Origin of the sequence: Enterobacter hormaechei ATCC 49162 (genome assembly GCF_001875655.1) — a bacterium.
Taxonomy (GTDB): Bacteria; Pseudomonadota; Gammaproteobacteria; order Enterobacterales; family Enterobacteriaceae; genus Enterobacter; species Enterobacter hormaechei.
Genome location: NZ_MKEQ01000002.1, coordinates 601,447 through 626,388, shown reverse-complemented (window position 1 = coordinate 626,388; position 24,942 = coordinate 601,447). Strand labels below are relative to the sequence as shown.

The 24,942-nt window shown below is 54.4% G+C and carries 26 protein-coding genes; 13 read left to right on the top strand and 13 right to left on the bottom strand.

The genetic code is table 11. The features are described 5' to 3' along the window. Positions 1–2 precede the first annotated feature (2 nt). Positions 3–1,289 (top strand): ABC transporter substrate-binding protein, encoded by a 1,287-nt coding sequence (locus BH712_RS22130; RefSeq protein WP_006811837.1) that lies wholly within the window; start codon positions 3–5, stop codon positions 1,287–1,289. Positions 1,290–1,373: 84 nt separating this feature from the next. On the opposite strand, the gene araE is transcribed toward BH712_RS22130, so the two are convergent. The 3 genes from araE to kduI form a co-directional block, all read right to left on the bottom strand. Then, the gene (gene araE / locus BH712_RS22125; RefSeq protein ID WP_006811838.1) at positions 1,374–2,789 is read right to left on the bottom strand and encodes an arabinose-proton symporter AraE; all 1,416 of its coding nucleotides are present in this window, start codon (positions 2,787–2,789) and stop codon (positions 1,374–1,376) included. 312 nt (positions 2,790–3,101) lie between these two features. Then, positions 3,102–3,863, bottom strand: coding sequence for a 2-dehydro-3-deoxy-D-gluconate 5-dehydrogenase KduD (kduD, locus tag BH712_RS22120; protein ID WP_006811839.1), 762 nt, complete (start codon positions 3,861–3,863; stop codon positions 3,102–3,104). A gap of 63 nt (positions 3,864–3,926) precedes the next feature. Further along, positions 3,927–4,763: a 5-dehydro-4-deoxy-D-glucuronate isomerase gene (kduI, locus tag BH712_RS22115; RefSeq protein WP_032674035.1), complete on the bottom strand. Its 837-nt coding sequence runs from the start codon at positions 4,761–4,763 to the stop codon at positions 3,927–3,929. Between the two features lie 300 nt (positions 4,764–5,063). On the opposite strand from kduI, the gene BH712_RS22110 reads away from it, so the two are divergent. After that, complete coding sequence (locus tag BH712_RS22110) at positions 5,064–6,239, top strand: oligogalacturonate lyase family protein (protein WP_006811841.1); 1,176 nt, start codon at positions 5,064–5,066, stop codon at positions 6,237–6,239. 153 nt (positions 6,240–6,392) lie between these two features. On the opposite strand, the gene BH712_RS22105 is transcribed toward BH712_RS22110, so the two are convergent. The 3 genes from BH712_RS22105 to BH712_RS22095 form a co-directional block, all read right to left on the bottom strand. Next, positions 6,393–7,076, bottom strand: a complete 684-nt coding sequence (locus tag BH712_RS22105; protein ID WP_003862842.1) for an oligogalacturonate-specific porin KdgM family protein — start codon at positions 7,074–7,076, stop codon at positions 6,393–6,395. Positions 7,077–7,395: 319 nt separating this feature from the next. Continuing rightward, complete coding sequence (locus tag BH712_RS22100; protein ID WP_032674036.1) at positions 7,396–8,574, bottom strand: acetyl-CoA C-acetyltransferase; 1,179 nt, start codon at positions 8,572–8,574, stop codon at positions 7,396–7,398. Between the two features lie 92 nt (positions 8,575–8,666). Beyond that, positions 8,667–9,533, bottom strand: a complete 867-nt coding sequence (locus BH712_RS22095; protein ID WP_006811843.1) for a LysR family transcriptional regulator — start codon at positions 9,531–9,533, stop codon at positions 8,667–8,669. Positions 9,534–9,634: 101 nt separating this feature from the next. On the opposite strand from BH712_RS22095, the gene BH712_RS22090 reads away from it, so the two are divergent. Together BH712_RS22090 and BH712_RS22085 are read left to right on the top strand one after the other, a co-directional pair. After that, complete coding sequence (locus BH712_RS22090; RefSeq protein ID WP_006811844.1) at positions 9,635–10,099, top strand: multidrug/biocide efflux PACE transporter; 465 nt, start codon at positions 9,635–9,637, stop codon at positions 10,097–10,099. Between the two features lie 116 nt (positions 10,100–10,215). Continuing rightward, entirely contained in the window at positions 10,216–11,445 is a 1,230-nt protein-coding gene (locus BH712_RS22085) for an amino acid permease (RefSeq protein WP_006811845.1), read from the top strand. A 33-nt stretch (positions 11,446–11,478) separates the two neighbouring features. On the opposite strand, the gene BH712_RS22080 is transcribed toward BH712_RS22085, so the two are convergent. After that, positions 11,479–11,751: a GNAT family N-acetyltransferase gene (locus BH712_RS22080; protein ID WP_006811846.1), complete on the bottom strand. Its 273-nt coding sequence runs from the start codon at positions 11,749–11,751 to the stop codon at positions 11,479–11,481. Positions 11,752–11,761: 10 nt separating this feature from the next. After that, entirely contained in the window at positions 11,762–11,992 is a 231-nt protein-coding gene (gene yjdI / locus BH712_RS22075; protein ID WP_006811847.1) for a 4Fe-4S mono-cluster protein YjdI, read from the bottom strand. A 453-nt stretch (positions 11,993–12,445) separates the two neighbouring features. Here yjdI and BH712_RS22070 point away from each other — a divergent pair, with 453 nt between their 5' ends. The 7 genes from BH712_RS22070 to BH712_RS22040 all read left to right on the top strand — a co-directional run bounded on the left by BH712_RS22070 (position 12,446) and on the right by BH712_RS22040 (position 18,801). Further along, the gene (locus tag BH712_RS22070) at positions 12,446–12,634 is read left to right on the top strand and encodes a con-10 family general stress protein (RefSeq protein WP_000840442.1); all 189 of its coding nucleotides are present in this window, start codon (positions 12,446–12,448) and stop codon (positions 12,632–12,634) included. A gap of 92 nt (positions 12,635–12,726) precedes the next feature. Further along, positions 12,727–13,224 carry a YciE/YciF ferroxidase family protein gene (locus BH712_RS22065; protein ID WP_001056449.1) on the top strand — a complete coding sequence of 166 codons (498 nt, stop codon included), beginning with the start codon at positions 12,727–12,729 and terminating at the stop codon, positions 13,222–13,224. 62 nt (positions 13,225–13,286) lie between these two features. After that, positions 13,287–13,793, top strand: a complete 507-nt coding sequence (locus BH712_RS22060) for a ferritin-like domain-containing protein (RefSeq protein WP_001017015.1) — start codon at positions 13,287–13,289, stop codon at positions 13,791–13,793. 17 nt (positions 13,794–13,810) lie between these two features. After that, entirely contained in the window at positions 13,811–14,683 is an 873-nt protein-coding gene (locus BH712_RS22055) for a manganese catalase family protein (RefSeq protein WP_006811848.1), read from the top strand. A 70-nt stretch (positions 14,684–14,753) separates the two neighbouring features. Next, complete coding sequence (locus BH712_RS22050; protein ID WP_006811849.1) at positions 14,754–16,157, top strand: cytochrome ubiquinol oxidase subunit I; 1,404 nt, start codon at positions 14,754–14,756, stop codon at positions 16,155–16,157. Further along, positions 16,157–17,167 carry a cytochrome d ubiquinol oxidase subunit II gene (cydB, locus tag BH712_RS22045; RefSeq protein ID WP_006811850.1) on the top strand — a complete coding sequence of 337 codons (1,011 nt, stop codon included), beginning with the start codon at positions 16,157–16,159 and terminating at the stop codon, positions 17,165–17,167. Before BH712_RS22050 ends, cydB begins: the two co-directional genes overlap by 1 nt. Before the next feature lie 8 nt (positions 17,168–17,175). Beyond that, positions 17,176–18,801 (top strand): alpha-amylase family protein, encoded by a 1,626-nt coding sequence (locus BH712_RS22040; RefSeq protein ID WP_006811851.1) that lies wholly within the window; start codon positions 17,176–17,178, stop codon positions 18,799–18,801. On the opposite strand, the gene BH712_RS22035 is transcribed toward BH712_RS22040, so the two are convergent. From BH712_RS22035 to BH712_RS22020, 4 genes are read right to left on the bottom strand one after another with little or no spacing between them, the layout of a single operon-like run. After that, positions 18,802–19,788, bottom strand: coding sequence for an SDR family oxidoreductase (locus BH712_RS22035; protein ID WP_006811852.1), 987 nt, complete (start codon positions 19,786–19,788; stop codon positions 18,802–18,804). 16 nt (positions 19,789–19,804) lie between these two features. Then, entirely contained in the window at positions 19,805–20,323 is a 519-nt protein-coding gene (locus tag BH712_RS22030) for a 2-oxo-tetronate isomerase (RefSeq protein WP_006811853.1), read from the bottom strand. An 11-nt stretch (positions 20,324–20,334) separates the two neighbouring features. Continuing rightward, positions 20,335–20,781 carry a DUF421 domain-containing protein gene (locus tag BH712_RS22025; RefSeq protein ID WP_006811854.1) on the bottom strand — a complete coding sequence of 149 codons (447 nt, stop codon included), beginning with the start codon at positions 20,779–20,781 and terminating at the stop codon, positions 20,335–20,337. Positions 20,782–20,790: 9 nt separating this feature from the next. Beyond that, complete coding sequence (locus BH712_RS22020) at positions 20,791–21,294, bottom strand: hypothetical protein (RefSeq protein ID WP_006811855.1); 504 nt, start codon at positions 21,292–21,294, stop codon at positions 20,791–20,793. Between the two features lie 139 nt (positions 21,295–21,433). On the opposite strand from BH712_RS22020, the gene BH712_RS22015 reads away from it, so the two are divergent. Continuing rightward, a complete protein-coding gene (locus tag BH712_RS22015) occupies positions 21,434–21,823 on the top strand; it encodes a YdeI family stress tolerance OB fold protein (RefSeq protein WP_006811856.1) in 390 nt (129 codons plus the stop codon). Between the two features lie 61 nt (positions 21,824–21,884). Then, positions 21,885–22,769 carry an SDR family oxidoreductase gene (locus tag BH712_RS22010; RefSeq protein ID WP_006811857.1) on the top strand — a complete coding sequence of 295 codons (885 nt, stop codon included), beginning with the start codon at positions 21,885–21,887 and terminating at the stop codon, positions 22,767–22,769. 102 nt (positions 22,770–22,871) lie between these two features. On the opposite strand, the gene BH712_RS22005 is transcribed toward BH712_RS22010, so the two are convergent. After that, positions 22,872–24,854: an alkyl/aryl-sulfatase gene (locus tag BH712_RS22005; protein WP_006811858.1), complete on the bottom strand. Its 1,983-nt coding sequence runs from the start codon at positions 24,852–24,854 to the stop codon at positions 22,872–22,874. Positions 24,855–24,942 lie beyond the last annotated feature (88 nt).

Genomic DNA, 24,942 nt, shown 5'->3' with positions numbered 1-24,942 from the left:
AAATGAAAAAAGTGCTTTTAAGCGCAGCAATCTCCGCGACCCTGGGCCTTACCGCTTTGCCATCGATGGCGCAGAATGTGGATTTACGGATGTCCTGGTGGGGCGGCAATGGCCGTCACCAGGTCACCCTGAAAGCGCTGGAAGAGTTCCATAAGCAGAACCCGGACATCAACGTGAAAGCGGAATACACCGGCTGGGACGGGCACCTCTCCCGTCTGACCACCCAGATTGCGGGCGGCACTGAGCCGGACGTGATGCAGACGAACTGGAACTGGCTGCCAATCTTCTCCAAAACCGGTGACGGCTTCTACGATCTTAACAAGATGAAGGACGTGATCGACCTGTCCCAGTTCGATCCGAAAGAGCTGCAAACCACCACCGTGAACGGCAAGCTGAACGGCATTCCAGTCTCGGTGACGGCGCGCGTGTTCTACTTCAATGACGAGACCTGGAAAAAAGCGGGCATTGCATACCCGAAAACCTGGGACGAGTTGATGGCGGCCGGTAAAACCTTCGAGAGCAAGCTCGGCAAGCAATACTACCCGGTCATACTGGAGCACCAGGATACGCTGGCGCTGCTGAACTCGTACATGATCCAGAAGTACAACATTCCTGCGGTGGACGAGAAAACCAAAAAGTTCAGCTACACGAAAGAGCAGTGGGTAGAGTTCTTCCAGACCTACAAAAAGCTGATCGACAGCCACGTGATGCCGGACACCAAATACTATGCCTCGTTCGGTAAGAGCAACATGTATGAGATGAAGCCGTGGATCCAGGGCGAATGGGGCGGCACCTACATGTGGAACTCTACCATCAACAAGTATTCCGACAACCTGAAGCCACCGGCGAAACTGGAGCTGGGCAGCTACCCGATGCTGCCGGGCGCTACCGACGCGGGGCTGTTCTTCAAACCGGCGCAAATGCTGTCGATTGGTAAGACGACCAAAAACCCGGAAGCAGCAGCGAAGCTGATTAACTTCCTCCTCAACAGCAAAGAAGGGGTTGATACGCTGGGCCTGGAGCGCGGCGTGCCGCTGAGCAAAGTGGCGGTGCAGTATCTGACCGAAGACGGCACCATTAAAGAGGACGATCCTTCCGTGGCGGGCCTGCGCCTGGCGCAGTCGCTGCCAGCGAAACTCACCGTCTCGCCATACTTTGACGACCCACAGATTGTGGCGCAGTTCGGTACCTCTTTGCAGTATATCGACTACGGGCAGAAAACGGTGGAAGAGACCGCCGCTGACTTCCAGCGTCAGGCGGAGCGTATTTTGAGACGTGCGATGCGGTAAAAACAAAGCCGGGTGGCGGCTACGCCTTACCCGGCCTACACGGTATCGTAGGCCCGGTAAGCGAAGCGCCACCGGGCAATGACATTACACGCCGATATTACGCAATTTCTCCCCACTCATCAGCTTGCGTTCAATATGCTCCAGGGTCACGCCTTTGGTTTCCGGGATCAGCCAGAAAGTCACGCCGATAAACGCCACGTTAAGCACCGTATAAAGCCAGAAGGTTCCCGCCGCACCAATTGCGTCCAGCAGCGTCAGGAAGGTCGCGCCAATGATCATGTTCGACACCCAGTTGGTGGTGGTGGAACAGGTAATACCAAAGTCGCGGCATTTCAGCGGCTGAATTTCAGAGCAGAGGATCCACACCACCGGCGCGGCACTCATTGCGTAACCGGCGATGCACATCATGGTCATGCCGACGGAGAGCCAGGATAGCCCGCTGGATGCGGTGCCGTTATCGAACTGCATCAGGCAGTAGCCGAGGATCAAGGTGCCGAGCGCCATTACGCTAAAGCCAATTTTCAGGGCCGGTTTGCGTCCGGCTTTATCCACGGTAAACACTGCGATAAAGGTGGCGAACATAAAGGTCAGCCCCACCACCAGCGTGGCGATCATCTGCTGTTCGGTGGTGGTAAAACCGGCCATTTTAAAGATGCGAGGGGCGTAATACATGATGATGTTCATCCCCGTAAACTGCTGCATCGCCTGTAAAAGCATGCCGAGGAACACCGCGCGGCGCACGTTGCGGTTCGCCTTAAACAGGGACCAGCCACCCTGCTTCAGCTTCAGGCTTTCGCGGATTTCGTTCAGCTCTTCACGCGCTTTTTCAGACGTGTCGCGCAGCATGCGCAGCACCTCTTCCGCCTCCACGTGACGCCCTTTTTGCGCCAGCCAGCGCGGACTGTTCGGCAGGAAAATGACTAACACAATCAGCAGTACCGCGGGAAGCGCCAGTACGCCAAGCATTGCCCGCCAGTTGCCGCTGTAGCTGAAGTACGTATCCGACAGGAACGCCAGCACGATACCGAGCGTCACCATCAGCTGGTACATGCTGATCATCTTCCCGCGCACGTTTTCGCTCGCCATTTCGGAGAGGTAAAGCGGCGCGGTGTAGGAGGCGATACCCACCGCCACGCCCAGCAGCACCCGGGAGAGCAGCAGCACTTCAACGTTGGTGGCAAACGCCGAGCCAATGGATCCGGCAACAAACAGGATCGCCCCGACCATCAGGCTGTATTTGCGCCCGAGACGGAACGACAGCCAGCCGTTAAAGAGCGCGCCAATGGCCGCGCCCAGCATCATGCTGCTCACCACCCACTCTTGCAGGCGGTTGCTTAACGTAAAGTGGTCGGTAATAAAGGGCAGTGCGCCAGCGATAACGCCGATATCCAGACCAAACAGTAAACCGGCCACGGCAGCCGCGACAGAAACAAACTGGTTCATGCGTCGGGTATCGCGCAGCGCAGCGGGCATAAGGGTAGAGTCATTTATAGATGTCATAGTTTCCTGCCTCAACAGCGAAATTCGTTAAGTGAAATTACGAGATACCGGAAGAAAGTGTCAGGTCGGAACTGGTGAAGATATGGATTTTTTCGCTACGACATACCGATCTGTGATGGACATTACAATTTCAAATCAAGGTGGATTATCCTTATTTTTTATTAATCAGTTAATTTTTAAGCAATAAATATGTGATACCCGTCATTCATTCCATTTTGGTATGGATTTTTCATCTTTAAGGATATGGATAAAGCCAATTTTGGCGCAAAAAAAACCTCCACCCGAGGGCAGAGGTTCTTTATTCGGGCTGAATTAACGTGCCAGCCAGCCGCCGTCTACGGCAACGGTGTAGCCGTTAATGTAATCCGACGCCGGGGATGCCAGGAAGACAATCGGGCCCATCAGATCGCTCGGTAGCCCCCAGCGCCCCGCAGGGATACGCTCCAGGATAGCCGCACTGCGCTCTTCATCCGCACGCAGCTGCTGGGTATTGTTGGTGGCCATGTAGCCCGGCGCAATCGCGTTGACGTTAATGTTGTGCTGCGCCCACTCGTTCGCCAGCAGACGGGTCACGCCCATCACGGCGCTCTTCGATGCGGTGTAAGACGGTACACGGATGCCGCCCTGGAAAGAGAGCATGGAGGCAATGTTGATGATCTTGCCGCCTTTCCCCTGCGCGATGAAGTGCTTCGCTGCCGCCTGAGACATGAAGAACACGCTCTTGATGTTCAGGTTCATCACATCGTCCCAGTCCGTTTCGCTGAAGTTAATCGCGTCTTCACGACGGATCAGGCCTGCGTTGTTAACCAGAATGTCAATATGACCGAACTCCGCCACCGCGCGATCTAGCAGCTCAGGGATCGCATCGATTTTGCGCAGGTCAGCAGTCAGGCTCAGGAAACGACGGCCCAGCGCGGTGACGCGCTCGATGGTTTCCGTTGGCTCAACAATGTTAATGCCGACGATATCACAGCCCGCTTCCGCCAGACCTAACGCCATACCTTGCCCCAGCCCGGTGTCACAACCGGAAACCACAGCCACTTTACCTTGCAGAGAAAATGCATCCAGAATCATGTTTGTTCCTTAATCGTTCAGCGCCTGTCACCAACAGGCAGATTTATGCTTAACTGCCTGCGACTAGCGCAGATCCTTAACAGCGACGTGGTCCATGTCATCGAAGACCTGGTTTTCACCGACCATCCCCCAGATGAAGGTATAGGCTTTCGTTCCCACGCCAGAGTGAATAGACCAGCTCGGGGAAATGACCGCCTGCTCGTTATGCATGACGATATGGCGCGTCTCCTGCGGCTGTCCCATCATGTGGAACACGCAGGCATCTTCATCCATGTTGAAATAGAAGTAGACCTCCATGCGGCGCTCGTGGGTGTGGCACGGCATGGTGTTCCACAGGTTACCCGGCGCAAGCTCGGTCAGCCCCATGCTGAGCTGGCAGGTTTCCAGCACATCCGGAACGAAGTATTTGTTGATGGTGCGACGGTTGCTGGTGAGGTTATCGCCCAGCGTCACCGGGGAAACGTCCGCAGGGGTCACTTTTTTGGTGGGATAAGTGGTATGTGCTGGCGCGCAGTTGTAGTAAAACTTCGCCGGTTTGCTGCCGTCAACGCTGGCAAAGACCACTTCCTTCGCCCCTTTACCCACGTACAGCGCGTCGCGGTGGCCAATTTCGTAGCACTGACCGTCGACGGTAAGGGTGCCCGGCCCGCCGATATTAATTACGCCCAGTTCACGGCGTTCGAGGAAGTAGCTCACGCCCAGCTGTTTGCCCACTTCACCGCCTACAGAGACGGTTTTCGCCACCGGCATAATCCCGCCCACAATAATGCGGTCAATATGGCTGTATACCATGGTGTATTTATCGGCTTCGAACACTTGCTCAACTAAAAACTCACTGCGCAGCCCCTGAGTATCCAGCGTTTTAGCGTGCGCACTGTGGATGCTTTGTCTGACGTCCACGTAAACCTCCAGAATGGATCGTGCCCGAAGGCAAAGATAATTAACGAAACAACGTTCCGTTTTCGCGATGAACACATATTATCCCCTGATAAAAGGGTTTTCAATTACATTTAAAACAACGTTTCATTTTTTCTGTGTGTTTATGTCAGAAATGGTGTTCCGATCACGATAACTCTTTTAAACCCTCACGCTGGGCAATGAAACTGAGAAATTGCGCTGTCAGTCACACATAATGAAACATCGTTTTGATAATTTAACACCCGGTTTTCAACCCACTTTACGCGTTCAAAGGAGTGCATTATGGCTAAAGGTATGCGGGTCAAGCTGAACTACGAGGTCAGCCGCGATCCGGATACAGGCGTGGAAGTCACCCGCCTGACCCCACCGGAAGTAACCTGTCATCGCAACTACTTTTACCAGAAGTGCTTCTTTAACGATGGCAGCCACCTGCTGTTCGCCGGGGAGTTCGACGGGCACTGGAACTATTACCTGTTGGATCTGAAAAACGCTGAAGCGGTGCAGCTGACCGAAGGCGTGGGGGATAACACCTTTGGCGGCTTCCTCTCCCCGGACGATAAATCCCTCTACTATGTGAAGAACGATCGCACCCTGCTGGAGGTGGATTTACAGACGCTGGCGGAGCGCGAAGTGTACCGCGTCCCGGAAGAGTGGATCGGCTACGGTACCTGGGTGGCAAACAGCGACTGCACCAAACTGGTGGGCATTGAGATTGCCAGACGTGACTGGACGCCGCTCAACGACTGGAAAATTTTCCACGACTTCTTCCACAAAGGGCCGCACTGCCGCCTGCTGCGCGTTGATCTGAAAACGGGTGAAAGCACCACCATCCATGAAGAGAAGATCTGGCTGGGACATCCGATTTATCGCCCGTTCGATGACAATACCGTTGCCTTCTGCCATGAAGGGCCGCACGACCTGGTTGACGCCCGCATGTGGCTGGTCAATGAAGACGGCAGCAACGTGCGGAAAGTCAAAGCGCACGCAGAAGGTGAAAGCTGTACACATGAATTTTGGGTGCCGGACGGCTCCGCGCTGGTGTACGTCTCGTATCTGAAAGGTCAGCAGGGGCGCACCATCTCCCGCTTCAACCCGGACACCGGCGTGAATGAAGCGGTAATGAACATGCCCGCCTGTTCGCACCTGATGAGCAACGTTGACGGCACCATGCTGGTCGGCGACGGTTCCGGCACGCCTGTGGATGTGAAAGACACGGGCGGCTACACCATTGATAACGATCCTTATCTGTATGCCTTTGACGTGGCGAAGAAAGCCTATTTCCGCATCGCCCGTCATGACACGTCCTGGGCTACGGTGGCGAACAGCCGCCAGGTCACCCACCCGCATCCGTCCTTCACGCCGGACGAAAAAGCGGTGCTGTACAGTTCCGATAAAGACGGCAAACCGGCCCTCTATATCGCGAAACTCCCCGAGCAACCTGAAATGTTGCATGCCTGACTTGAGTTAGTGTTTCTGTAACTGGCCTTGCCCTCCGATTCGGAGGGCTTTTTTTTGGGTAATTGCGCGACATACGAAACGACGGCGTGGAAGGGAGGTGCAGGCCGGGTAAGCGAAGTGCCACCCGGCGGTTTTAGCGAAGAAGATGAATTATCAGAAGGAGTACGCCACGCCTAAACGGAAACGGGTCTGGCGTTCGTCAGTGTCTTTAACCCCCACGTTGCCCACCTCAACATACGGTGCCCAGTTTTTATCCCATTTGTAGGCCAGCTTGGCATTATATTCGTTGGAATAATCTTTATTGTTATTTCGGGCCACGCCTTCAGAGCTTTTCGCGTAAACATAGTTCAGCTCGGTACGCCAGTCGCCTAATACCCAACCGACCCATGCATCGCCACGGTTAACTTTATCATCGTCCTTATTTGAGCTTGACGGGTAGCGGGTATATTCGTAACGGTAACGCGCGGCTACGTAGAAGCCATTATCGAAACTATATTGCACATGCAGATTCGGTTTATAAATGGTGCGACTGTCTGTGCTTTCAATCGTAAACGCGGGCGTCAGGGCGATATTGTCTGTCGCTTTCCAGCGCCAGCTGATCTGATCTTCATGACCGTTCCCTACCACATCCGCGAATGGCTGATCAGCCTTGTCCCCGCCTGATTTCCACTTCGCCTCGACTGAAAAACCAAAGCCATTATCAAAGCGGTGTGAGACGGCAACACGGTCGGCATTCGAGCCGCTGTCGATATATTCGTGACGCAGATCGACAGTGACGGCGCTAGCCGCAAAAGAGGCACTAATAAGGGAAGCAAGGAGCAGAGATTTCTTAAACATGAAAAAACCCTCAATTAAAATAACGTTTCGTTTTTATGAAACTTGAGTTTATTTTTTATGCATCGTTATTTTAGTGACAAGGATCGAAATTATTTGTTTCATTTTTTTTGGCAAAGATCGACGTGAGCCTCATCAACAAAAAAAGCGTTTTAAGCGGAAATTTCAGGCGTCAGATCACATTAAGCACTTAACAAAGCGAATAATTAACCGCGCAATAATTATTGCGGACTTAAGAAAGAACGCACAAGTGTTAAAAAAGGATTCAGCGGACACAAAAAAACCTCCCGAGGGAGGTTTTCTTTGCACAGAGAGGGGAAAACTACCGTTCGATCGCCAGGGCCACCCCCTGCCCTCCGCCAATGCAGAGCGTTGCGATCCCTTTTCGGGCGTTACGCTTTTTCATTTCGTGGACTAACGACACCAGAATGCGGCAGCCAGAGGCGCCAATGGGATGACCCAGCGCGATTGCACCGCCGTTGACGTTGACCCGCAGCGGATCCCATTCCAGCATTTTTCCGACCGAGATTGCCTGCGCAGCAAAAGCTTCGTTGACTTCAATCAGATCCACATCGTTCAGCTGCCAACCCGCCCGCTCCAGACAGCGGCGCGTGGCATAGACCGGAGCGATCCCCATTAACGCGGGATCAACGCCCACGCTGGCAAACGCTTTGATCCGCGCCAGCACCGGCAGCGCCAGCTCCTGGGCTTTGCTTTCACTCATCATCATCACCGCCGCCGCACCGTCGTTAATCGATGAAGCGTTGCCTGCCGTCACAGAGCCCAGTGTTTCGAAAGCCGGATCGAGTTTTGCCAGCCCTTCTGCACTGGCATCGGTACGCGGCTGCTCGTCGGTATCGACGATAAGCGCTTCTCCGTTATGGCGCAGAATACTGACCGGGACAATTTCGTCGCGAAAACGGCCGGAGTCGATCGCCGCACGCGCTTTTTGCTGCGAGCTAAGGGCATACGCATCCTGAAGCTCGCGGCTGATGCCGTATTCCCGCGCCAGGTTCTCCGCCGTTACGCCCATATGGTAGTCGTTGAAGGCGTCCCACAGCCCGTCGTGAACCAGGCTGTCAAGCAGCTGACTGTTCCCGAGCTGCGCGCCGGTCCGGCTGTCGGTCAGGACATGCGGGGCGCGGCTCATATTCTCCTGTCCACCGGCAATGACCACGTCCGCTTCACCGCACTGGATGGCCTGCGTCGCAAGATGAAGCGCTTTCAGACCTGAACCACAGACGTCGTTGATGGTGATCGCCGATACGGTGTTAGGCAGGCCGCCCTTCAGCGCCGCCTGGCGTGCAGGGTTTTGTCCCGCGCCAGCAGTCAGTACCTGGCCCAGGATCACCTCATCAATTTCATGTGCGGCAATCCCGCTGCGTTCCACCAGCGCTCTTACCACCACGCTGCCAAGATCAACCGCAGAATGACGCGCAAGCGCTCCCTGAAAACAGCCGATAGCCGTACGTAACGCACCCACTATAACGACATCTTTCATCACGACCTCTGTGCAAAATGACATGACGATAGTAGAGGATTGTTATCAACAATTGACGCAAATGTTTAAAATTAGTGAGTTTAGTCACAGGATTATCGTGCGTCCTGCAAGTACTGGCGCAGCCAGCTTCCGGCGACGCCGGGCGGGGTTCGTTTGTTCCATACCAGATCGATGGCAATCGACCTCGGCCAGCCCGGCACGTTCAGTTGCACCAGCGATTTCGACGCGGCAAATTCGTCGACCAGCGCACAGGGGAGCGCGCACCAGCCAAAGCCCTGTACCGCCATGCTCAACAGCAGCAGGTAATTCGGCGCAGACCAGACCGGCCCGCGCGCAACGGTCGCTTCCCGTTCGAGATAGGTACTCAGCCGCAGTTCGCGCCAGCCATGCAGCTCGTCCGCCTGTGTCTCATGTTGTCCTGCCAGAGGATGTCCGGCAGACACGTAGATAGCCATCCGCGTCTGCATGGGCAGACGGGTCGCGCCTATATCGGTCGGGTAGCTGTCGCGCGCTTCCGTCAGGCCAATTTGCGCCCGCTCCTTTTGCAGCAGATCGATCACGTCCTCCTCTTCCCCAATCAGACACTCGAATTCGGTGTGCGGAAATCGCTGGTCGAACTGGCTCATCATCTCTTCCAGCACGGCCGGGTTAAGCGTATCGGAGAGGACAAAGGTAAAACGCGCCTCCGTTTGCGCCGTTAAGGATACGGCCAGCTCATCCAGGCGCGCGCTGGCGGCGAGGATCGACTGGACATAGCCCAGCACCTGTTCACCCTGGGCAGTTAATACCGGGTGACGCGCCGAACGGTCGAATAACTCAAACCCGAGATCAGCTTCAAAGTTAGCGATGGAGGTGCTGATGGTGGACTGGCTTTTACGCAGTCGTCTTGCCGCAGCAGAAAACGAACCTGCGGCGACCGTTTCCACAAATGCGGTGAGGGCTTCGGGGGAATAACGCATGATGTATCTACTTTATCGATGGACAGTATCTTTTATATATCAGCTTAAGCGATAAGAATAGGCCGCATCAACGCCCATACTGGCGTCTACATGAGGTAACTATGCAACATCAGGATGCACTCCAACGTAAATTGCCGGAGCGGATCTTCCACGCCGTCTGTTTTGAAGGTATTGCTACGGCGATCCTCGCCCCAACGGCCGCGTGGCTAATGCAGCGCTCGGTAGTGGAAATGGGAGGTCTCACCATAATTCTGGCGACCACGGCAATGCTCTGGAACATTATCTATAACTTTGGCTTCGACCGTTTCTGGCCCGTCCAGCGGGTGAAGCGCACGGCGAAGGTACGTGCCCTGCATGCCCTGGGTTTTGAATGCGGCTTTATTGTGATTGGCGTAACCCTCGTTGCCGCCGTGCTGGGCGTGACGCTGCTTCAGGCCTTCACGCTGGAGTTGGGTTTCTTCCTGTTCTTCCTGCCGTACACCATGTTCTACAACTGGGCGTACGATGCTCTGCGGGAGAAAATCATCAAGCGCCGCCAGCAACGACGCGCCCTGGCAAGCGAATGACCTTCTGGCCGGAGACCTGCTCCGGCCCAACCCCTTCGAAGCAACGGCGACCTCAACGCATAATTATGGTAAATTGCACTCCTTTTTGTTCGTTTTATAGTTGATACGTTGCTCTAATGTCGAAAATTTGGTCAAAAGAAGAGACTCTCTGGAGTTTCGCCCTCTACGGCACTGCCGTGGGCGCAGGAACCCTGTTCTTGCCCATTCAGCTCGGCTCTGCTGGCGCGATTGTCCTGCTGATCACCGCCCTTGTGGCGTATCCCCTAACCTACTGGCCGCATAAAGCGCTGGCGCAATTTATTCTGTCGTCAAAGACGAAAGGCAACGAAGGCATTACCGGAGCCGTTTCCCATTACTACGGCAAAAAGATCGGCAACCTGATCACCACGCTCTATTTCGTGGCCTTCTTTGTGGTGGTCCTGATTTACGCGGTGGCGATAATCAACTCACTCACTGAACAACTGGCGAAACGGATGACGGTGGATACCGGCATGCGGATGCTGGTGAGCTTTGGCGTGGTGTTGATTTTGAATCTGATCTTCCTGATGGGGCGGCACATCACCATTAAGGTAATGGGATTCCTGGTCTTTCCGCTGATCGCCTATTTCCTGTTTGTCTCGCTGTATCTGACGGGTAGCTGGCAACCCTCGCTGCTGACCAGCCAGATGGCCTTCAACCAGCATACGCTGCACCAGGTGTGGATTTCGATCCCGGTGATGGTTTTCGCTTTTAGCCATACTCCGATCATCTCGACCTTCGCCGTAGACCGTCGCGAGAAATACGGTGAAGAGGCGATGGGTAAATGCAAAAAAATCATGAAAGTGGCATACCTGATCATCTGCCTCAGCGTGCTGTTCTTTGTGTTCAGCTGCCTGCTTTCGATTCCACCGTCCTATATCGTGGCGGCAAAAGAGGAAGGGGTGACGATCCTGTCCGCGCTGTCGATGATGCCTTCGTCCCCGGCATGGCTGGGGATTTCCGGCATTATCGTGGCGATTATTGCCATGTCGAAATCGTTCCTCGGCACCTATTTTGGCGTGATTGAAGGGGCGACGGAGATTGTGAAGTCGTCGCTGAATCAGGTGGGGGTGAAGAAAAGCCGCGCCTTTAACCGTGCGGTTTCGATTCTTGGCGTGTCGCTGATTACCTTTGCGGTCTGCTGCATCAACCCGAATGCCATCTCGATGATTTACGCCATCAGCGGTCCGCTTATCGCCATGATCCTGTTCATCATGCCGACGCTGTCAACGTACCTGATCCCGTCGTTAAAACCGTACCGCTCCATCGGTAACCTGCTGACGCTGATTGTGGGTGTGCTGTGTGTGTCGGTGATGTTTGTGGGTTGAGTGTGCTGCCCGGCGCAATGCCGGGCATCTGTTTTACGCCCGAATATCGTCATACTCCCGCGTATTATCAAACTCATGCTTCGCAAACGGACACAGCGGGATAATTTTACGGTTCTCCCCGCGCATCTTCTCTACCACCTTCGCCACCAGCTGTTTACCCACACCCTGCCCTTTCAGGCTCGGATCCACATCGGTGTGCTCGATGATGCTCAGATGCTCGCCGGTCGGGACAAAGACGATCTCCGCGACCTGATTGCCTTCGGCGTCATTCACGTAAAACTTGTTATGGCCTTCAAGAATATCCATGGTTCCTCGCTTATTTTTGACGGTACTTCAGCGCACCGCTCGGGCAGGTATCAATTACGCGTATAACCGTTTCTGTATCCACTTCATCCGGGGCGATCCACGGTTTACGCTTCAGGTCGAACAGCGCCGCGCTGCCGCGCACGCAGTTGCCTGAGTGTTTGCAGATCCCGGTGTTGAAGTAAACATCGATTTTCTCACCGGTATAGGCCCGGTAGCCCGCATCCAGTAGCTCCTGATCCATGACATTGCCTCTGTAATTATTGTGGTGACAAAAGAAGCATACCCTCACCCGATCCGCCTTACCACGTCAAAAACGAGGTTCGTTCACACGCTTTTCAACGCGTTATTTTGTCACGCTCATAAGATTATTCCGAATACAGAGCCACCCGTTGCGAAGATATATTTTTGCGCTGCGTCAATTCTTGTAATTATTCCCGCCACGTTCACATTAGGATTATTAGCTAAGCGCAATCTTAACTTCCTGCTTTATTTTCTCCTAACCGATGGATTTAGCGTCCATTTTTAAAATTCATAACGAAGCGGTATTTCATCGCTCCCTGCACAAATACCGCAAAACAACCGAGACAAGAAATTTGACTCTTCTCACATAACGACTAATGTTAATTCCTGAACGACAAATGATACGAATTACTTATCGTATCTCCTGACATAAACGCAACATGAGGGTTGATATATGGCAGAGCAACATCGTGGTGGTTCCGGTAATTTCGCTGAAGACCGTGATAAAGCATCAGAAGCTGGACGTAAAGGTGGCCAGCACAGCGGTGGTAATTTCAAAAACGACCCACAACGCGCATCTGAAGCGGGTAAGAAAGGGGGACAGAACAGTCACGGCGGAGGCCGTAAATCTGATAACTCCTGATCTTATTTAAAGCTCTTATAAATATACCAAGAGCATGCTGCGGGCCTGGCGGCTCGCAGTACCCTTACTTTATTTTACTGGAGCGTAGAAATATGAATATGAAAAGTGTCGAAGATGTGTTTATTCACCTTCTGTCCGATACCTACAGCGCTGAGAAGCAGCTGACCCGTGCGCTAGGCAAACTCGCCCGCGCCGCCTCCAGCGAGAAGCTGAGCGCCGCGTTCACGGCCCACCTCGAAGAGACGCAGGGACAGATCGAACGTATCGATCAGATTATTGAGCAGGAATCCGGCATTAAGCTCAAGCGAATGAAATGTGTTGCGATGGAAGGCCTCATTGAAGAGGCAAACGAAGTTATTGAGAGCACTGAGAAAAATGAAGTGCGTGACGCTGCATTAATTGCCGCTGCACAAAAAGTCGAACACTACGAAATTGCCAGCTACGGCACCCTGGCCACCCTGGCCGAACAATTAGGCTATAAAAAAGCCGTTAAACTTCTTGCCGAAACACTGGAAGAAGAAAAAGAGACCGATCTCAAATTAACCGATCTGGCTGTCGGCAATATTAATCAAAAAGCCCAGAAAGGATAAATAATAATTTGATGAGCATCAGCACCAAAAATTAACCAGAAAATAAATCACAGGAGTTAATTATGAATCATGTAGAACACTACCATGATTGGCTACGCGATGCCCATGCGATGGAAAAGCAAGCCGAATCAATGCTGGAATCAATGGCCAGCCGTATTGATAATTATCCCGACTTACGTGCACGAATTGAACAACACGTTAATGAGACTAAACACCAAATTACCGTGCTGGAAGAAATTCTCGACCGCAATGATATTTCCCGTTCGGTCATAAAAGATTCCATGAGCAAAATGGCGGCGCTCGGCCAGTCCATTGGCGGCATGTTCCCTTCCGATGAAATTGTTAAAGGCTCCATCAGCGGCTATGTTTTTGAGCAGTTTGAAATTGCCTGCTACACCTCTCTGCTGGCTGCGGCCCAAAAAGCGGGCGATACCGCTTCCATTCCTGCCATTGAGTCCATTCTGGAAGAAGAGCGCCAGATGGCTGACTGGTTGATTCAACATATTCCACAGACGACGGAACAGTTCCTGCTGCGCTCCGACGCGGACGGCGTTGAAGCGAAAAAATAACGAAAGAGGGAGAATGTATGTTTCGACACGTAAAACAGCTGCAATACACGGTCCGCGTTGCCGAACCGAATCCGGGCCTGGCCAATCTCCTGCTTGAGCAGTTTGGCGGGCCACAGGGCGAACTTGCCGCGGCATGTCGTTACTTTACGCAAGGATTGAGCGACGACGATCCCGGTCGTAAAGATATGCTGATGGATATCGCGACCGAGGAGTTAAGTCACCTGGAAATTATCGGCACCCTGGTGGGTATGCTGAACAAGGGTGCCAAGGGTGAACTGGCGGAAGGCGTTGAGAATGAAGCGGAGCTGTACCGGTCCATGACCGAGAACGGCAACGACAGTCATATCACCTCCCTGCTTTACGGCGGCGGTACGCCGCTTACTAACTCCGCAGGCGTCCCGTGGACGGCGGCATACGTGGATACCATTGGCGAGCCTACCGCCGATCTGCGCTCTAACATAGCGGCCGAGGCGCGCGCCAAAATCATCTACGAACGGCTGATTAACGTAACGGACGATCCGGGTGTTAAAGATGCGCTGGCGTTTTTAATGACGCGTGAGGCAGCACACCAGCTCTCGTTTGAGAAGGCGCTCCAGTCGATCCGCAACAATTTCCCACCGGGTAAACTGCCGCCAATCGAAGAGTACACCAACAAGTACTACAATATGTCTGAGGGGGGAGAAGTTCGCGGCAGCTGGAACAGCGATAAGCACTTCGACTACGTGGAATCTCCTCAGCCAGCGGTTGATGGCGGTGACGGTGGCGCAAGCGTAACGCTCACAACAGAGCAGGCCACGCTGGTCAAAGCAATGTGCGCACGCACGAAATCCGATCCTAATGCCGATCCGCTTACCGGTGCCGAGCTGGGCGCGGGTAAGAAAAAACCGTAACCGGTTTTGCCAGGCAGCCTGAGGCTGTCTGGCAATGCCTTGTGCGCTATCAGTTCCAGAGGTACGGAGCATGTTCGAGCTTGATGCGTTTCATCTTGCCAGGATACAGTTCGCCTTTACCGTCTCTTTTCATATTCTCTTCCCGGCGATCACCATCGGGCTTGCGAGCTATCTGGTGGTGCTCGAAGGCATGTGGCTTCGCACCAAAAATGATGTCTGGCGCTCGCTATACCATTTCTGGCTGAAAATTTTCGCCGTCAACTTTGGTATGGGCGTGGTTTCCGGGCTGGTAATGGCTTACCAGTTTGGCACTAACTGGAGCGGCTTTTCTCAGTTCGCGGGCAGCATTACCGGCCCGCTTCTCACTTATGAAGTTCTGACCGCCTTCTTCCTGGAAGCCGGTTTCTTAGGCGTGATGCTGTTCGGCTGGAACAAGGTCGGCCCCGGCCTGCACTTCTTTGCCACCTGCATGGTGGCGCTGGGCACGTTGATGTCCACCTTCTGGATCCTCGCCTCCAACAGCTGGATGCATACTCCGCAGGGCTTCAGTATTCAGAACGGCCAGGTCATTCCCGAAGACTGGCTTGCCATCATCTTTAACCCCTCTTTCCCTTACCGCCTGATCCATATGTCCATCGCCGCCTTCCTGTGCAGCGCCTTGTTTGTGGGCGCGTCCGGGGCATGGCATCTGCTGCGCGGTAACGATACGCCCGCGATTCGCAAAATGTTCTCAATGGCCATGTGGATGGCGCTGCTGGTTGCACCCATTCAGGCCGTCGTCGGGGATATGCACGGCCTGAATACGCTTGAGCACCAGCCTGCCAAAATCGCCGCGATTGAAGGCCATTGGGAAAACCCGCCCGGCGAAGCCACCCCGCTGCTGCTGTTTGGCGTACCGGATATGGAAGAGGAACGCACCAAATACGGGCTTGAAATTCCCGCGCTCGGCAGCCTGATCCTGACGCACAGCCTGGATAAACAGGTTCCGGCGCTGAAAGATTTCCCGAAAGAGGACCGCCCTAACTCGCTCATCGTCTTCTGGTCCTTCCGCATTATGGTCGGCATGGGGCTGATGATGATTACCCTTGGCGTACTGAGCGTCTGGCTGCGATATCGCCGTCGACTCTATCACTCGCGGCCATTCCACTGGTTTGCCCTCTGTATGGGGCCTGCCGGACTGCTCGCGCTGCTCGCCGGATGGGTCACCACCGAAGTGGGCCGCCAGCCGTGGGTCGTTTACGGCTATCTGCGCACGATAGATGCGGTGTCTCTGCACAGCACGTTGCAGATGAGCATCAGCCTGCTGGCGTTTATCGTGGTCTACTGTTCGGTGTTTGGCGTGGGCTATGTGTATCTCGCCCGGTTGATTAAGAAAGGGCCGCAGCCTGTGGGCACGCTAACGTCTACTACCTCGGGCACCCCTGCCCGTCCGCTGTCCGCCGCCGAGTCTGTTCCGGAAGAGGAGAAGATCTGATGGGCGTCGATATCCCGGTCATCTGGTTTGCCATTATTGTCTTCGCCACGCTGATGTACATCATCATGGACGGTTTCGATCTCGGTATCGGCATGCTGTTCAGCTTTGTGGGCGATGCCAAAGAGCGCGACGTGATGGTGAACAGCGTCGCCCCGGTCTGGGACGGAAATGAAACCTGGCTGGTTCTGGGCGGTGCAGGGTTGTTCGGCGCGTTCCCGCTGGCCTATGCGGTTATTATCGATGCCCTGACCATCCCGCTGACGGCCATGCTGATCGGGCTGATTTTCCGCGGCGTGGCGTTTGAGTTTCGCTTCAAGGCGACCCCTTCACACCGCAAATTCTGGGACTACTCCTTTGCTGGCGGCTCTCTGCTCGCAACCTTCAGCCAGGGGATCGTGGTTGGCGCGATGATCAACGGCTTTGACGTGGAAGGGCGACGCTTCGTCGGTTCCTCGCTGGACTGGCTTACCCCGTTTAACCTGTTCTGCGGGCTGGGCTTAATTGTCGCCTATACCCTGCTGGCCACCACGTGGCTGATCATGAAAAGCGAAGGTGCGCTGCAACACCGGATGCGTGAGCTGACCCGCCACGTGCTGCTGGCGCTGATCGCCGTCATTGCGGTAGTGAGTATCTGGACCCCGCTCGGCTGGCGGTTTGTCGCCGAGCGCTGGTTTACGCTGCCTAACTTCTTCTGGTTCCTGCCGGTTCCGGTTCTGGTGGCCGTGTTCAGCCTGTGGATCTGGCGGCTGACGCGCAATCCCGACAGCCATGCCCGCCCGTTCCTGTTAACGCTGGGCCTGATCTTCCTCGGCTTTAGCGGGCTGGGCATCAGCCTGTGGCCCCACATTATTCCGCCGAATATCACCCTGTGGGAAGCCTCAGCGCCGCCTGCCAGCCAGCTGTTTATGCTGATCGGCACGCTGTTGATCATCCCGGTGATCCTGGTTTATACCGCCTGGAGCTACTACGTCTTCCGGGGCAAAGTGTCTGATACCGAAGGTTATCATTAAGGATTGCTATGGCAGGCTGGCATACACGCGCCATTATTTACCAGATTGATACCGCCCTGTTTTACGATCTTAACGGCGATGGCTGTGGCGACATCGCCGGAATCGCCGCGAAGCTGCGCTATATCCGCCGGATGGGTGCGACGGTTATCTGGATCACCCCGTTTTACCTCACGCCTTTTCTCGATGAAGGGTATGACGTGAGCGACCATTTGCAGGTCGATCCCCGCTTCGGCAAGCTCAACGATATCATCGCTTTTATTGAACTGGCGCGCGAGCTGGGGATGCAGGTCATTATTGAGCTGCTGATCCAGCATACTTCCGATGCGCATCCCTGGTTTCAACAGGCCCGTCGCAACCCGCAATCCCCCTACCGTGACTATTACCTGTGGTCCGACACGGACGATGACGATACGCCGCCGATGTTTCCCGGCGTGGAGAAGAGCATCTGGACATGGGACGACGAGGCGGGGCAATACTACCGGCATATGTTTTATCACCACGAGCCGGATCTCAACCTGGCCTGCCCCGCCGTGCTGAAGGAGGTGGAGAACATCATCATCTTCTGGCTAAAGCTCGGGGTGTCGGGCTTTCGCCTGGATGCGGCATCGCACCTGACAAAACAGGCCGGACGTGGGGATGAAAAACGCGGGCTGTGGATCCTTGAGCATCTGCGCCGTCTTATCGAGCAGCGTAACCCGGATGCGATCCTGCTAGGCGAAGTCGACGTGGAGGTCGAGGCCTACAAAGATTATTTCGGTCAAAACGACCGGCTCAATCTGGTGCTGAATTTCTGGCTCAATAAGTACTTTTACGTCAGCCTGGCAGAGAAGAGCGCTCGGCCGCTGCGCAACGCGGTGAAGAAGATGATTGTGCCGCCGGACTCCTGCTGTTTCGCCAACTGGCTACGCAATCATGATGAACTGGATCTGGCTGGGATAGGTAAAAAAGACAGACAAACCGTCATCGATGCCTTTGCTCCTGACGAAGAGATGAGTGTGTATCAGCGCGGGATCCGCCGCCGTCTGGCGCCGATGCTCAATGGCGATCGAAAGCGGCTGGCCTTTTGCCATGCGGTCTTGTTCTCGCTGCCGGGCGTACCGGTTATGCGCTACGGGGATGAGATTGGCATGGGGGATGATTTAGCGCTGGAGGAGCGTTACGCCGTACGCACCCCAATGCAATGGGCCGGATCGCAAGGCGGTGGTTTCTCAGATGCCGACCCGGAAACCTATGTCGCCCCGATGATTGACCGCGGCCCGTACCGCTATCAAAAAATCAACGTGGCGGATTCGCTGCTGCACCGTAACTCGCTTCTGCACTGCATTATCGACATCGCCAACACGCGCTCGGAGTTTCCAGAAATCGGCATCGCGCCGTTTCGTCTTATTAATATCGACAGCGATGCGGTACTGGGGATCTATTACGAAACTGACACGCGCAGCATTCTGACCTTCGTAAACTTCAGCGATAAGCCCGTTAATTTTACCGCCAGAGGGATCCGACATGCGACCTGGACTGCTTGCCTGGCGGACAAACACTACAGCGACGTGCTGGAGTGCGGCAAAACCGTCGCGCTTAACCTCAGCGGCTATGGCTACCGCTGGTTCTGGACCGATCGTACCGCACTGCGCTGATTATCGTCTCCGCGCGAGCAGGAGACGGACCACGATCGCGCCCGTGACGGCAAGGGAGCCGATCAACACTTTCCCCGGCATGCCGGAGGTGACGCTGGTGGCGCGCGCTTTTGCTTCGTTGGTGAAGTGCCCGTGGATTTTATGCAGGTCATTAACCGGCTGGTCCAGATAGTCCTGACGGTCATCCGCATTTAGCGTATCGGTCATCTGCCCTTCCCAGGCTTTTTTGACCATCAGCCGGTCCAGAAAGCCGGGGAAAAGAAACTGCCCGACAATCGACTGGACAGTGCTGCTGCCCACCCACAGTTCCCGCACCGGTTTTTGCGCCACCTTAAAAATGGCGCTGGCAGCCACTTCCGGCTGAAAGACTGGGGGAACCGGGCGCATTGCCCAGGCAAATTTATTCCTCGCCCACTCGAACTGCGGCGTGTTGAGGCCCGGCATCTGTACCATTGCGATCTGCACCCGGCTGTTTTCATGCATCAGCTCGGTGCGCACGGCATCGGTAAATCCGCGGATCGCAGCTTTCGCCCCGCAGTAGGCAGACTGCAAGGGAATGGAGCGGTAGGCCAGCGCGGAGCCAACCTGAATAATCGTCCCGCGATCGCGTGGGGTCATTAACTCCAGCGCGGCGCGGGTGCCGTTAACATAGCCCAGATAGGTCACCTCGGTGACGCGGCGAAACTCCTCAGGGGACATGGTGCGAAACGGCGCCAGCATCCCGCCCATGGCGTTATTCACCCATACATCGATGGCTCCCAGCCGATATTCAATCTCGTTAGCAGCATCCGTCACCGCCTTGCTGTCCGCCACGTCGGCCTGAACGGCACAGGCGTTGATCCCGAAACGGCGCAGTTCCTCTTCTGTGGAGCGCAGGCTCTGCTCATCGCGGGCAATGATGCCCACATCGTAGCCTGCTTTGGCAAAATGCAGCGCCGTGGCTTTTCCCACGCCCGCCGTACCGCCGGTAATCACGATAACAGCCATAGCCTTTCTCCTTGTTTCAGACGTTATCCCAGCCGGAGAGGATTTCGATCAGTTCAGACAGGGAATAACGCACCGCTTTATCCACCACATCCTGACATTCACCGGAAAACAGCACGGTGCGGGTGACCGTCTTTCCGCGTATATTCCAGCCAAAGCAGACCGTACCGGCAGCCGTGCCATCGTCTCCGCCTTCCGGCCCCGCATAACCGCTGATGGCAACACCGATATCCGCCTCGGCAATTTCGCAAATTTTAGCGGCCATTTCGGTTACCGTTTGTTCACTGACGGCGGTGAAGCGCTCAATGGTTTCGTGAAGCACGCCGAGGATCCTCTCCTTCGCCGCATCGCTGAATACCACCATGCCAACGTCATAAAATTCCGCCGTGTTCTCTTCGGCACAAAGCGCAACCGCCAGATTACCGCCGGTACAGGACTCTGCGGTGGTTAACCGTAAACCTCTGTCCGTGAGCTGAGTGGCGAGCTTTTTCGTCAGTTCACTGATGGTGCTGTTGTTATCGTGAATAAGATTGCTCATACCGTGGCCCCTTAATTTTCGTCAGGAATAATAGAAATATGACCATTACGCTCAAGAATAGCGTATTTAATCTCTTTCAATTCTGTAATGCCGTGGTTCTGGCGGGCTGATACCAATATATCATCACAGGACACATCGACTTTTTTTAGCTTATCGGCAAGGGGAACACCGTTCTCCACCAATATCACCGGCGTACCATCAAGAATATTCTCAACCGTGGAAAAATATTTTTTCAGCAGGCCAAAAATAATATCTACCACCACCAGCGTTGTTATTGTAATCATTGCTCCGGTGACGGAAAAATCTTCGCCTAACAGCGCCTGCTGTGTCGCCTCACTGATAATTAAGAGCAAAATAAGGTCAAAGCTGGTCATTTGCAGCAGGGCGCGCCGCCCGGCGACTTTAAACACAATGACCAGAAACAGGTAAATTGCCAGGGCACGAAAAACCATGTCCATATTTGACTCCTAGGGGTAAATAAACTGCCAGAAACGAATATCCGGCTCGTTGTTTACGCGGATGCTGTTTGTCCACTTCCCTGCTTTTGACGGCGTGATGAATAACAAAACGGTAAATTTATCGGTCTGTTTTAAACGATCGTAGACGAGAAACAGGGTATTCCCCCGGCTGTACATGCTGTCCGGCTGTGGCCAGACGCTGCCTGGCTCATACGTGTCGCTGGTTTCGCTGGTCAGACTGAGGGTATATTTCCCCTCAGACGTCACCGGGAATGTCAGCGCCATCCGCGATTCGGTCTGGCGGCGGCCGAACCGCTCATAGTTCAACGTCAGAGAGTTTGCTGAGTTTGTTTTTTCCTCGTCACTCACCAGGCCGCTGGAAAACAGCCCGGCAATCGCCGCCAGGATAATAGCTAACAGCACAATAAAACCCACCTGGCGAAATGCGTACTCAAACGTCAGTAAACGATAACTCTCTTTTATCCCAGGCACTTTTTCATTTTTTGGTTCCATGGCTGTCGTCACCGTTTCGCTTAATAGCCGAAATTTATGATTTTACTGTGCAAATGCTTTTAAGACTTATCACATTTGCCACATAAAGGAATAGCAACAATACTTAATAAGTCAAGACATCCAAAATGAAGGATAACAGATGAAATTATCAGTGATTTCAGCCTTGTTAATATTAATTATCCCTTCCGCATGGGCAGATAATAACGGCGGGTTACAAAAGGGTGAAGCGCCCCCACCACCACATGCGCTGGACAGCGGTTATCGTGGTACCGATGATGCGCGCATTATGACCATTACTCAGGCGAAAGAGATGCATGATGGTGCCTCTATTTCACTGCGCGGCAATCTTATTGATGGCAACGGCGATAAATACGTATTCCAGGATAAAACCGGGAAAATCGAAGTTATTATCCCGAAAGCGGTATTTGACGACAGAACCGTGGAACCTGACAACATGATCAGTATTAGCGGCTCGCTCGATAAAAAGACATCCCCCCCTGTAGTGCGGGTCAGCCACTTGCAAAAATAATTCAGCGAAGCGTTAACGCTGTACCTATCCATCAAATCTCACCCCTAACAAGGAGTTAGCTATGAGTGATAATGAACAACGTACGAACGCTTACCCAACGCCTCCTTTCCCGGAGCAGCCCCAGACGCCACCGGGCCTGGCGTCTGAAATGGAACCCGTACCCGACCACGGCGAGAAAAGTTACAAAGGGCATGGCCGTCTTGCCGGTAAGAAGGCGCTGATTACCGGGGGCGACTCCGGCATCGGTCGCGCGGTCGCCATTGCCTATGCCCGTGAAGGGGCAGATGTCGCCATTAACTATTTGCCGGAAGAGGAAGAGGACGCAGCGGAAGTGATCGCCCTGATTAAAGCGGAAGGACGGAATGCCGTCGCGCTTCCAGGCGATGTGCGGGACGAAACCTTCTGTCAGAACCTGGTGGAACAGGCCGTCGGGAAACTGGGCGGGCTGGATATCCTGGTGAATAACGCTGGCCGCCAGCAGTACCGTGAGTCGCTGGAAGAACTGACTACGGAAGATTTTGACGCGACCTTTAAGACTAACGTCTATGCGCCTTTCTGGATCACAAAGGCGGCGCTGCGCCACATGAAAGCCCCCGCTTCCATCATTAACACCTCCTCCGTACAGGCGGTAAAACCAAGCGCCGTACTGCTTGACTATGCGCAGACCAAAGCCTGTCTCGCGGTGTTTACCAAAGCGCTGGCGAAACAGCTGGGGCCGAAGGGGATACGCGTGAACGCGGTAGCGCCCGGACCGTACTGGACCGTGCTTCAGCCCAGCGGTGGGCAGCCACAGGAAAAAGTGAAACATTTTGGCGAGAGTACCCCGCTGGGACGCCCGGGTCAGCCTGTAGAGATCGCACCGCTGTATGTAACCCTGGCCTCGGATGAGTGTTCATACACCTCCGGGCAGGTATGGTGTTCAGACGGCGGCGACGGCGTTATCTAACGATCAAGGCGCGCAGAGTGTAGGCCGGGTAAGGCGAAGCCGCCACCCGGCAAATTGTTGCAGGCGAATGCTAAAGGGCTGCGAAAGCAGCCTTTTTTATGGTTAAGGGGTGACGACAGGAAACCAGAAGCTGAAGCTCTCCATGCAGCGCAGCATTTCGTTCACCTTCGCGGCATTGCCGACTATCGTCACCTCGCCTGCCTGTTGCGCCTTTTTCAGCGTGGTCTCTTTAAGGATGATGTTGTTCAGCGTGTCGCGGCTGAGCGTAATGGTTGCATCCGGATTTTCAGCCTGGCTGTTGGCGCTATGGTTTAGCACGCCATTCTCCAGCTCCAGCTTGTACTTTCCGCCCTCGCGGCCTAAATCAACGTTAAATACGCCTCTGGTATTCGCCGCGCTGACGCCGTTAAGGTGCACGCCGAAGTAGTCAAAAATCATCTCAGCCGACATGGCACGGACCGCATCCGGGCTGGCCGTATTGGGCGTCGGCATTCTCTTCACGCCGTTACGCAACTCCTGCGCACCGGTGAGGTAGGCGTTACGCCACGGCCCTGACTCCGCCCGGTATCCCAGCTGTTCAAACGCGTCCGCTTCGAGTTCGCGCGCCGCCTTATTATTCGGATCGGCAAAGACGACTTTACTGACCACCTGCGCCACCCAGCGGTAATTCCCACGGGCATAATCAACCCGGGCTTTTTCAAGGATCGCGCTGGCTCCGCCCATGTATTCGACATACTTTTTCGCCGCCTCGACCGGAGGGAGTTCATCAAGCGTCGCCGGATTGCCGTCGAACCAGCCAAGATAGTAGACATAGGTGGCTTTGACATTGTTGCTTACCGAGCCGTAATAGCCACGGCCTGCCCAGGATTTTGCCAGCCCGTAAGGCAGGGCGAAATTAGCGGCTATTTCATCCCTCGTCAGCCCTTTATTCGCCAGTCTCAGCGTCTGGTCGTTGATATAGCGGTAAATATCACGCTGGCCTTTCATCAGTTTCACCACTTTCTTATTACCCCACGTGGGCCAGTGGTGCTGCGCGAGGATAATTTCCGCTTTATCACCCCAACGATCGATGGCGTTATTGATGTACTTTGACCATGCCAGCGGATCGTGGATTTTCGCGCCGCGCAGCGAGTAAATATTGTGCAGGGTGTGAGTGACGTTCTCTGCGGCTTCAATCAGCTTTTTCTCCTCCACATACCAGAGCATTTCCGACGGCGCTTCCGACCCCGGCGCCAGCATAAAATCATAGGTGAGACCGTCGATGACCTCTTTCTGCCCGTCTTTGGTAATGGCATGAGTCGGCGCGATGAGCGTGACCGTTCCGGCTGAAGTGGTCGTCCCCAGACCCGCCCCTACCTGACCTGTTGCATTGGGCTTCAACAGGTTTCCGTAGATATAACTGGCGCGGCGGCTCATGGCATTTCCGGCCATAATGTTTTCCGATACCGCCTCTTCCATAAAACCTGCTGGGGCATAGACTTTCACTTTGCCGGACGTCACCTCAGCGTCATCCACCACGCCACGCACGCCGCCATAATGATCGACGTGGCTATGGGTATAAATAACGGCAACAACCGGGCGCTTGCCGCGATGCTTAACGTAAAGATCCATGCCCGCTTTGGCCGTTTCCGCAGACACCAGCGGATCGACAACCGTGATCCCCTTTTGGCCCTCTATGATCGTCATATTCGACAGATCGAGGTTGCGGATCTGGTAGACCCCGTCCGTGACCTCAAACAGACCACCGATATTATTCAGCTGTGCCTGACGCCACAGGCTCGGGTTGACGGTATCCGGTGCTTTTTGCCCTTCTTTGATAAAAGCGTATTGCTGGGGGTCCCAGATAACGACGCCTTTTTCGCCTTTAATCACCTCAGATGGCAGCGGGGCAATAAAGCCTTTGTGCGCATTTCGGAAATCGGTTTTATCAAAGAAGGGCAGTTGACCGTAAAGTGCTTCATTCATTTCTTTGGTATGGGCAGTGGCTCCCTTCCCCTCCTTTTGTGCCAGGACAGGCAATGAGACCAGTGAGGCCACTACCAGACCAGCCACAACTATTGCACTAACGAGAGTTTTAAATTTCATATATCCTCGAGGAGTCATATTCACGCTGGCGGTACATGGGGGGAAAGGAGGCTATCACCGGGCTTTTCTTTTATCGATGGAAATAACG

Bases quoted from the DNA above. Each gene is read 5' to 3' on its own strand.
- BH712_RS22130 (WP_006811837.1), top strand. From the start codon at position 3: ATGAAAAAAGTGCTTTTAAGCGCAGCAATCTCCGCGACCCTGGGCCTT.
- araE (WP_006811838.1), bottom strand. From the start codon at position 2,789: ATGACATCTATAAATGACTCTACCCTTATGCCCGCTGCGCTGCGCGAT.
- kduD (WP_006811839.1), bottom strand. From the start codon at position 3,863: ATGATTCTGGATGCATTTTCTCTGCAAGGTAAAGTGGCTGTGGTTTCC.
- BH712_RS22110 (WP_006811841.1), top strand. From the start codon at position 5,064: ATGGCTAAAGGTATGCGGGTCAAGCTGAACTACGAGGTCAGCCGCGAT.
- BH712_RS22105 (WP_003862842.1), bottom strand. From the start codon at position 7,076: ATGTTTAAGAAATCTCTGCTCCTTGCTTCCCTTATTAGTGCCTCTTTT.
- BH712_RS22100 (WP_032674036.1), bottom strand. From the start codon at position 8,574: ATGAAAGATGTCGTTATAGTGGGTGCGTTACGTACGGCTATCGGCTGT.
- BH712_RS22095 (WP_006811843.1), bottom strand. From the start codon at position 9,533: ATGCGTTATTCCCCCGAAGCCCTCACCGCATTTGTGGAAACGGTCGCC.
- BH712_RS22090 (WP_006811844.1), top strand. From the start codon at position 9,635: ATGCAACATCAGGATGCACTCCAACGTAAATTGCCGGAGCGGATCTTC.
- BH712_RS22085 (WP_006811845.1), top strand. From the start codon at position 10,216: ATGTCGAAAATTTGGTCAAAAGAAGAGACTCTCTGGAGTTTCGCCCTC.
- BH712_RS22080 (WP_006811846.1), bottom strand. From the start codon at position 11,751: ATGGATATTCTTGAAGGCCATAACAAGTTTTACGTGAATGACGCCGAA.
- yjdI (WP_006811847.1), bottom strand. From the start codon at position 11,992: ATGGATCAGGAGCTACTGGATGCGGGCTACCGGGCCTATACCGGTGAG.
- BH712_RS22070 (WP_000840442.1), top strand. From the start codon at position 12,446: ATGGCAGAGCAACATCGTGGTGGTTCCGGTAATTTCGCTGAAGACCGT.
- BH712_RS22065 (WP_001056449.1), top strand. From the start codon at position 12,727: ATGAATATGAAAAGTGTCGAAGATGTGTTTATTCACCTTCTGTCCGAT.
- BH712_RS22060 (WP_001017015.1), top strand. From the start codon at position 13,287: ATGAATCATGTAGAACACTACCATGATTGGCTACGCGATGCCCATGCG.
- BH712_RS22055 (WP_006811848.1), top strand. From the start codon at position 13,811: ATGTTTCGACACGTAAAACAGCTGCAATACACGGTCCGCGTTGCCGAA.
- BH712_RS22050 (WP_006811849.1), top strand. From the start codon at position 14,754: ATGTTCGAGCTTGATGCGTTTCATCTTGCCAGGATACAGTTCGCCTTT.
- cydB (WP_006811850.1), top strand. From the start codon at position 16,157: ATGGGCGTCGATATCCCGGTCATCTGGTTTGCCATTATTGTCTTCGCC.
- BH712_RS22040 (WP_006811851.1), top strand. From the start codon at position 17,176: ATGGCAGGCTGGCATACACGCGCCATTATTTACCAGATTGATACCGCC.
- BH712_RS22035 (WP_006811852.1), bottom strand. From the start codon at position 19,788: ATGGCTGTTATCGTGATTACCGGCGGTACGGCGGGCGTGGGAAAAGCC.
- BH712_RS22030 (WP_006811853.1), bottom strand. From the start codon at position 20,323: ATGAGCAATCTTATTCACGATAACAACAGCACCATCAGTGAACTGACG.
- BH712_RS22025 (WP_006811854.1), bottom strand. From the start codon at position 20,781: ATGGACATGGTTTTTCGTGCCCTGGCAATTTACCTGTTTCTGGTCATT.
- BH712_RS22020 (WP_006811855.1), bottom strand. From the start codon at position 21,294: ATGGAACCAAAAAATGAAAAAGTGCCTGGGATAAAAGAGAGTTATCGT.
- BH712_RS22015 (WP_006811856.1), top strand. From the start codon at position 21,434: ATGAAATTATCAGTGATTTCAGCCTTGTTAATATTAATTATCCCTTCC.
- BH712_RS22010 (WP_006811857.1), top strand. From the start codon at position 21,885: ATGAGTGATAATGAACAACGTACGAACGCTTACCCAACGCCTCCTTTC.
- BH712_RS22005 (WP_006811858.1), bottom strand. From the start codon at position 24,854: ATGAAATTTAAAACTCTCGTTAGTGCAATAGTTGTGGCTGGTCTGGTA.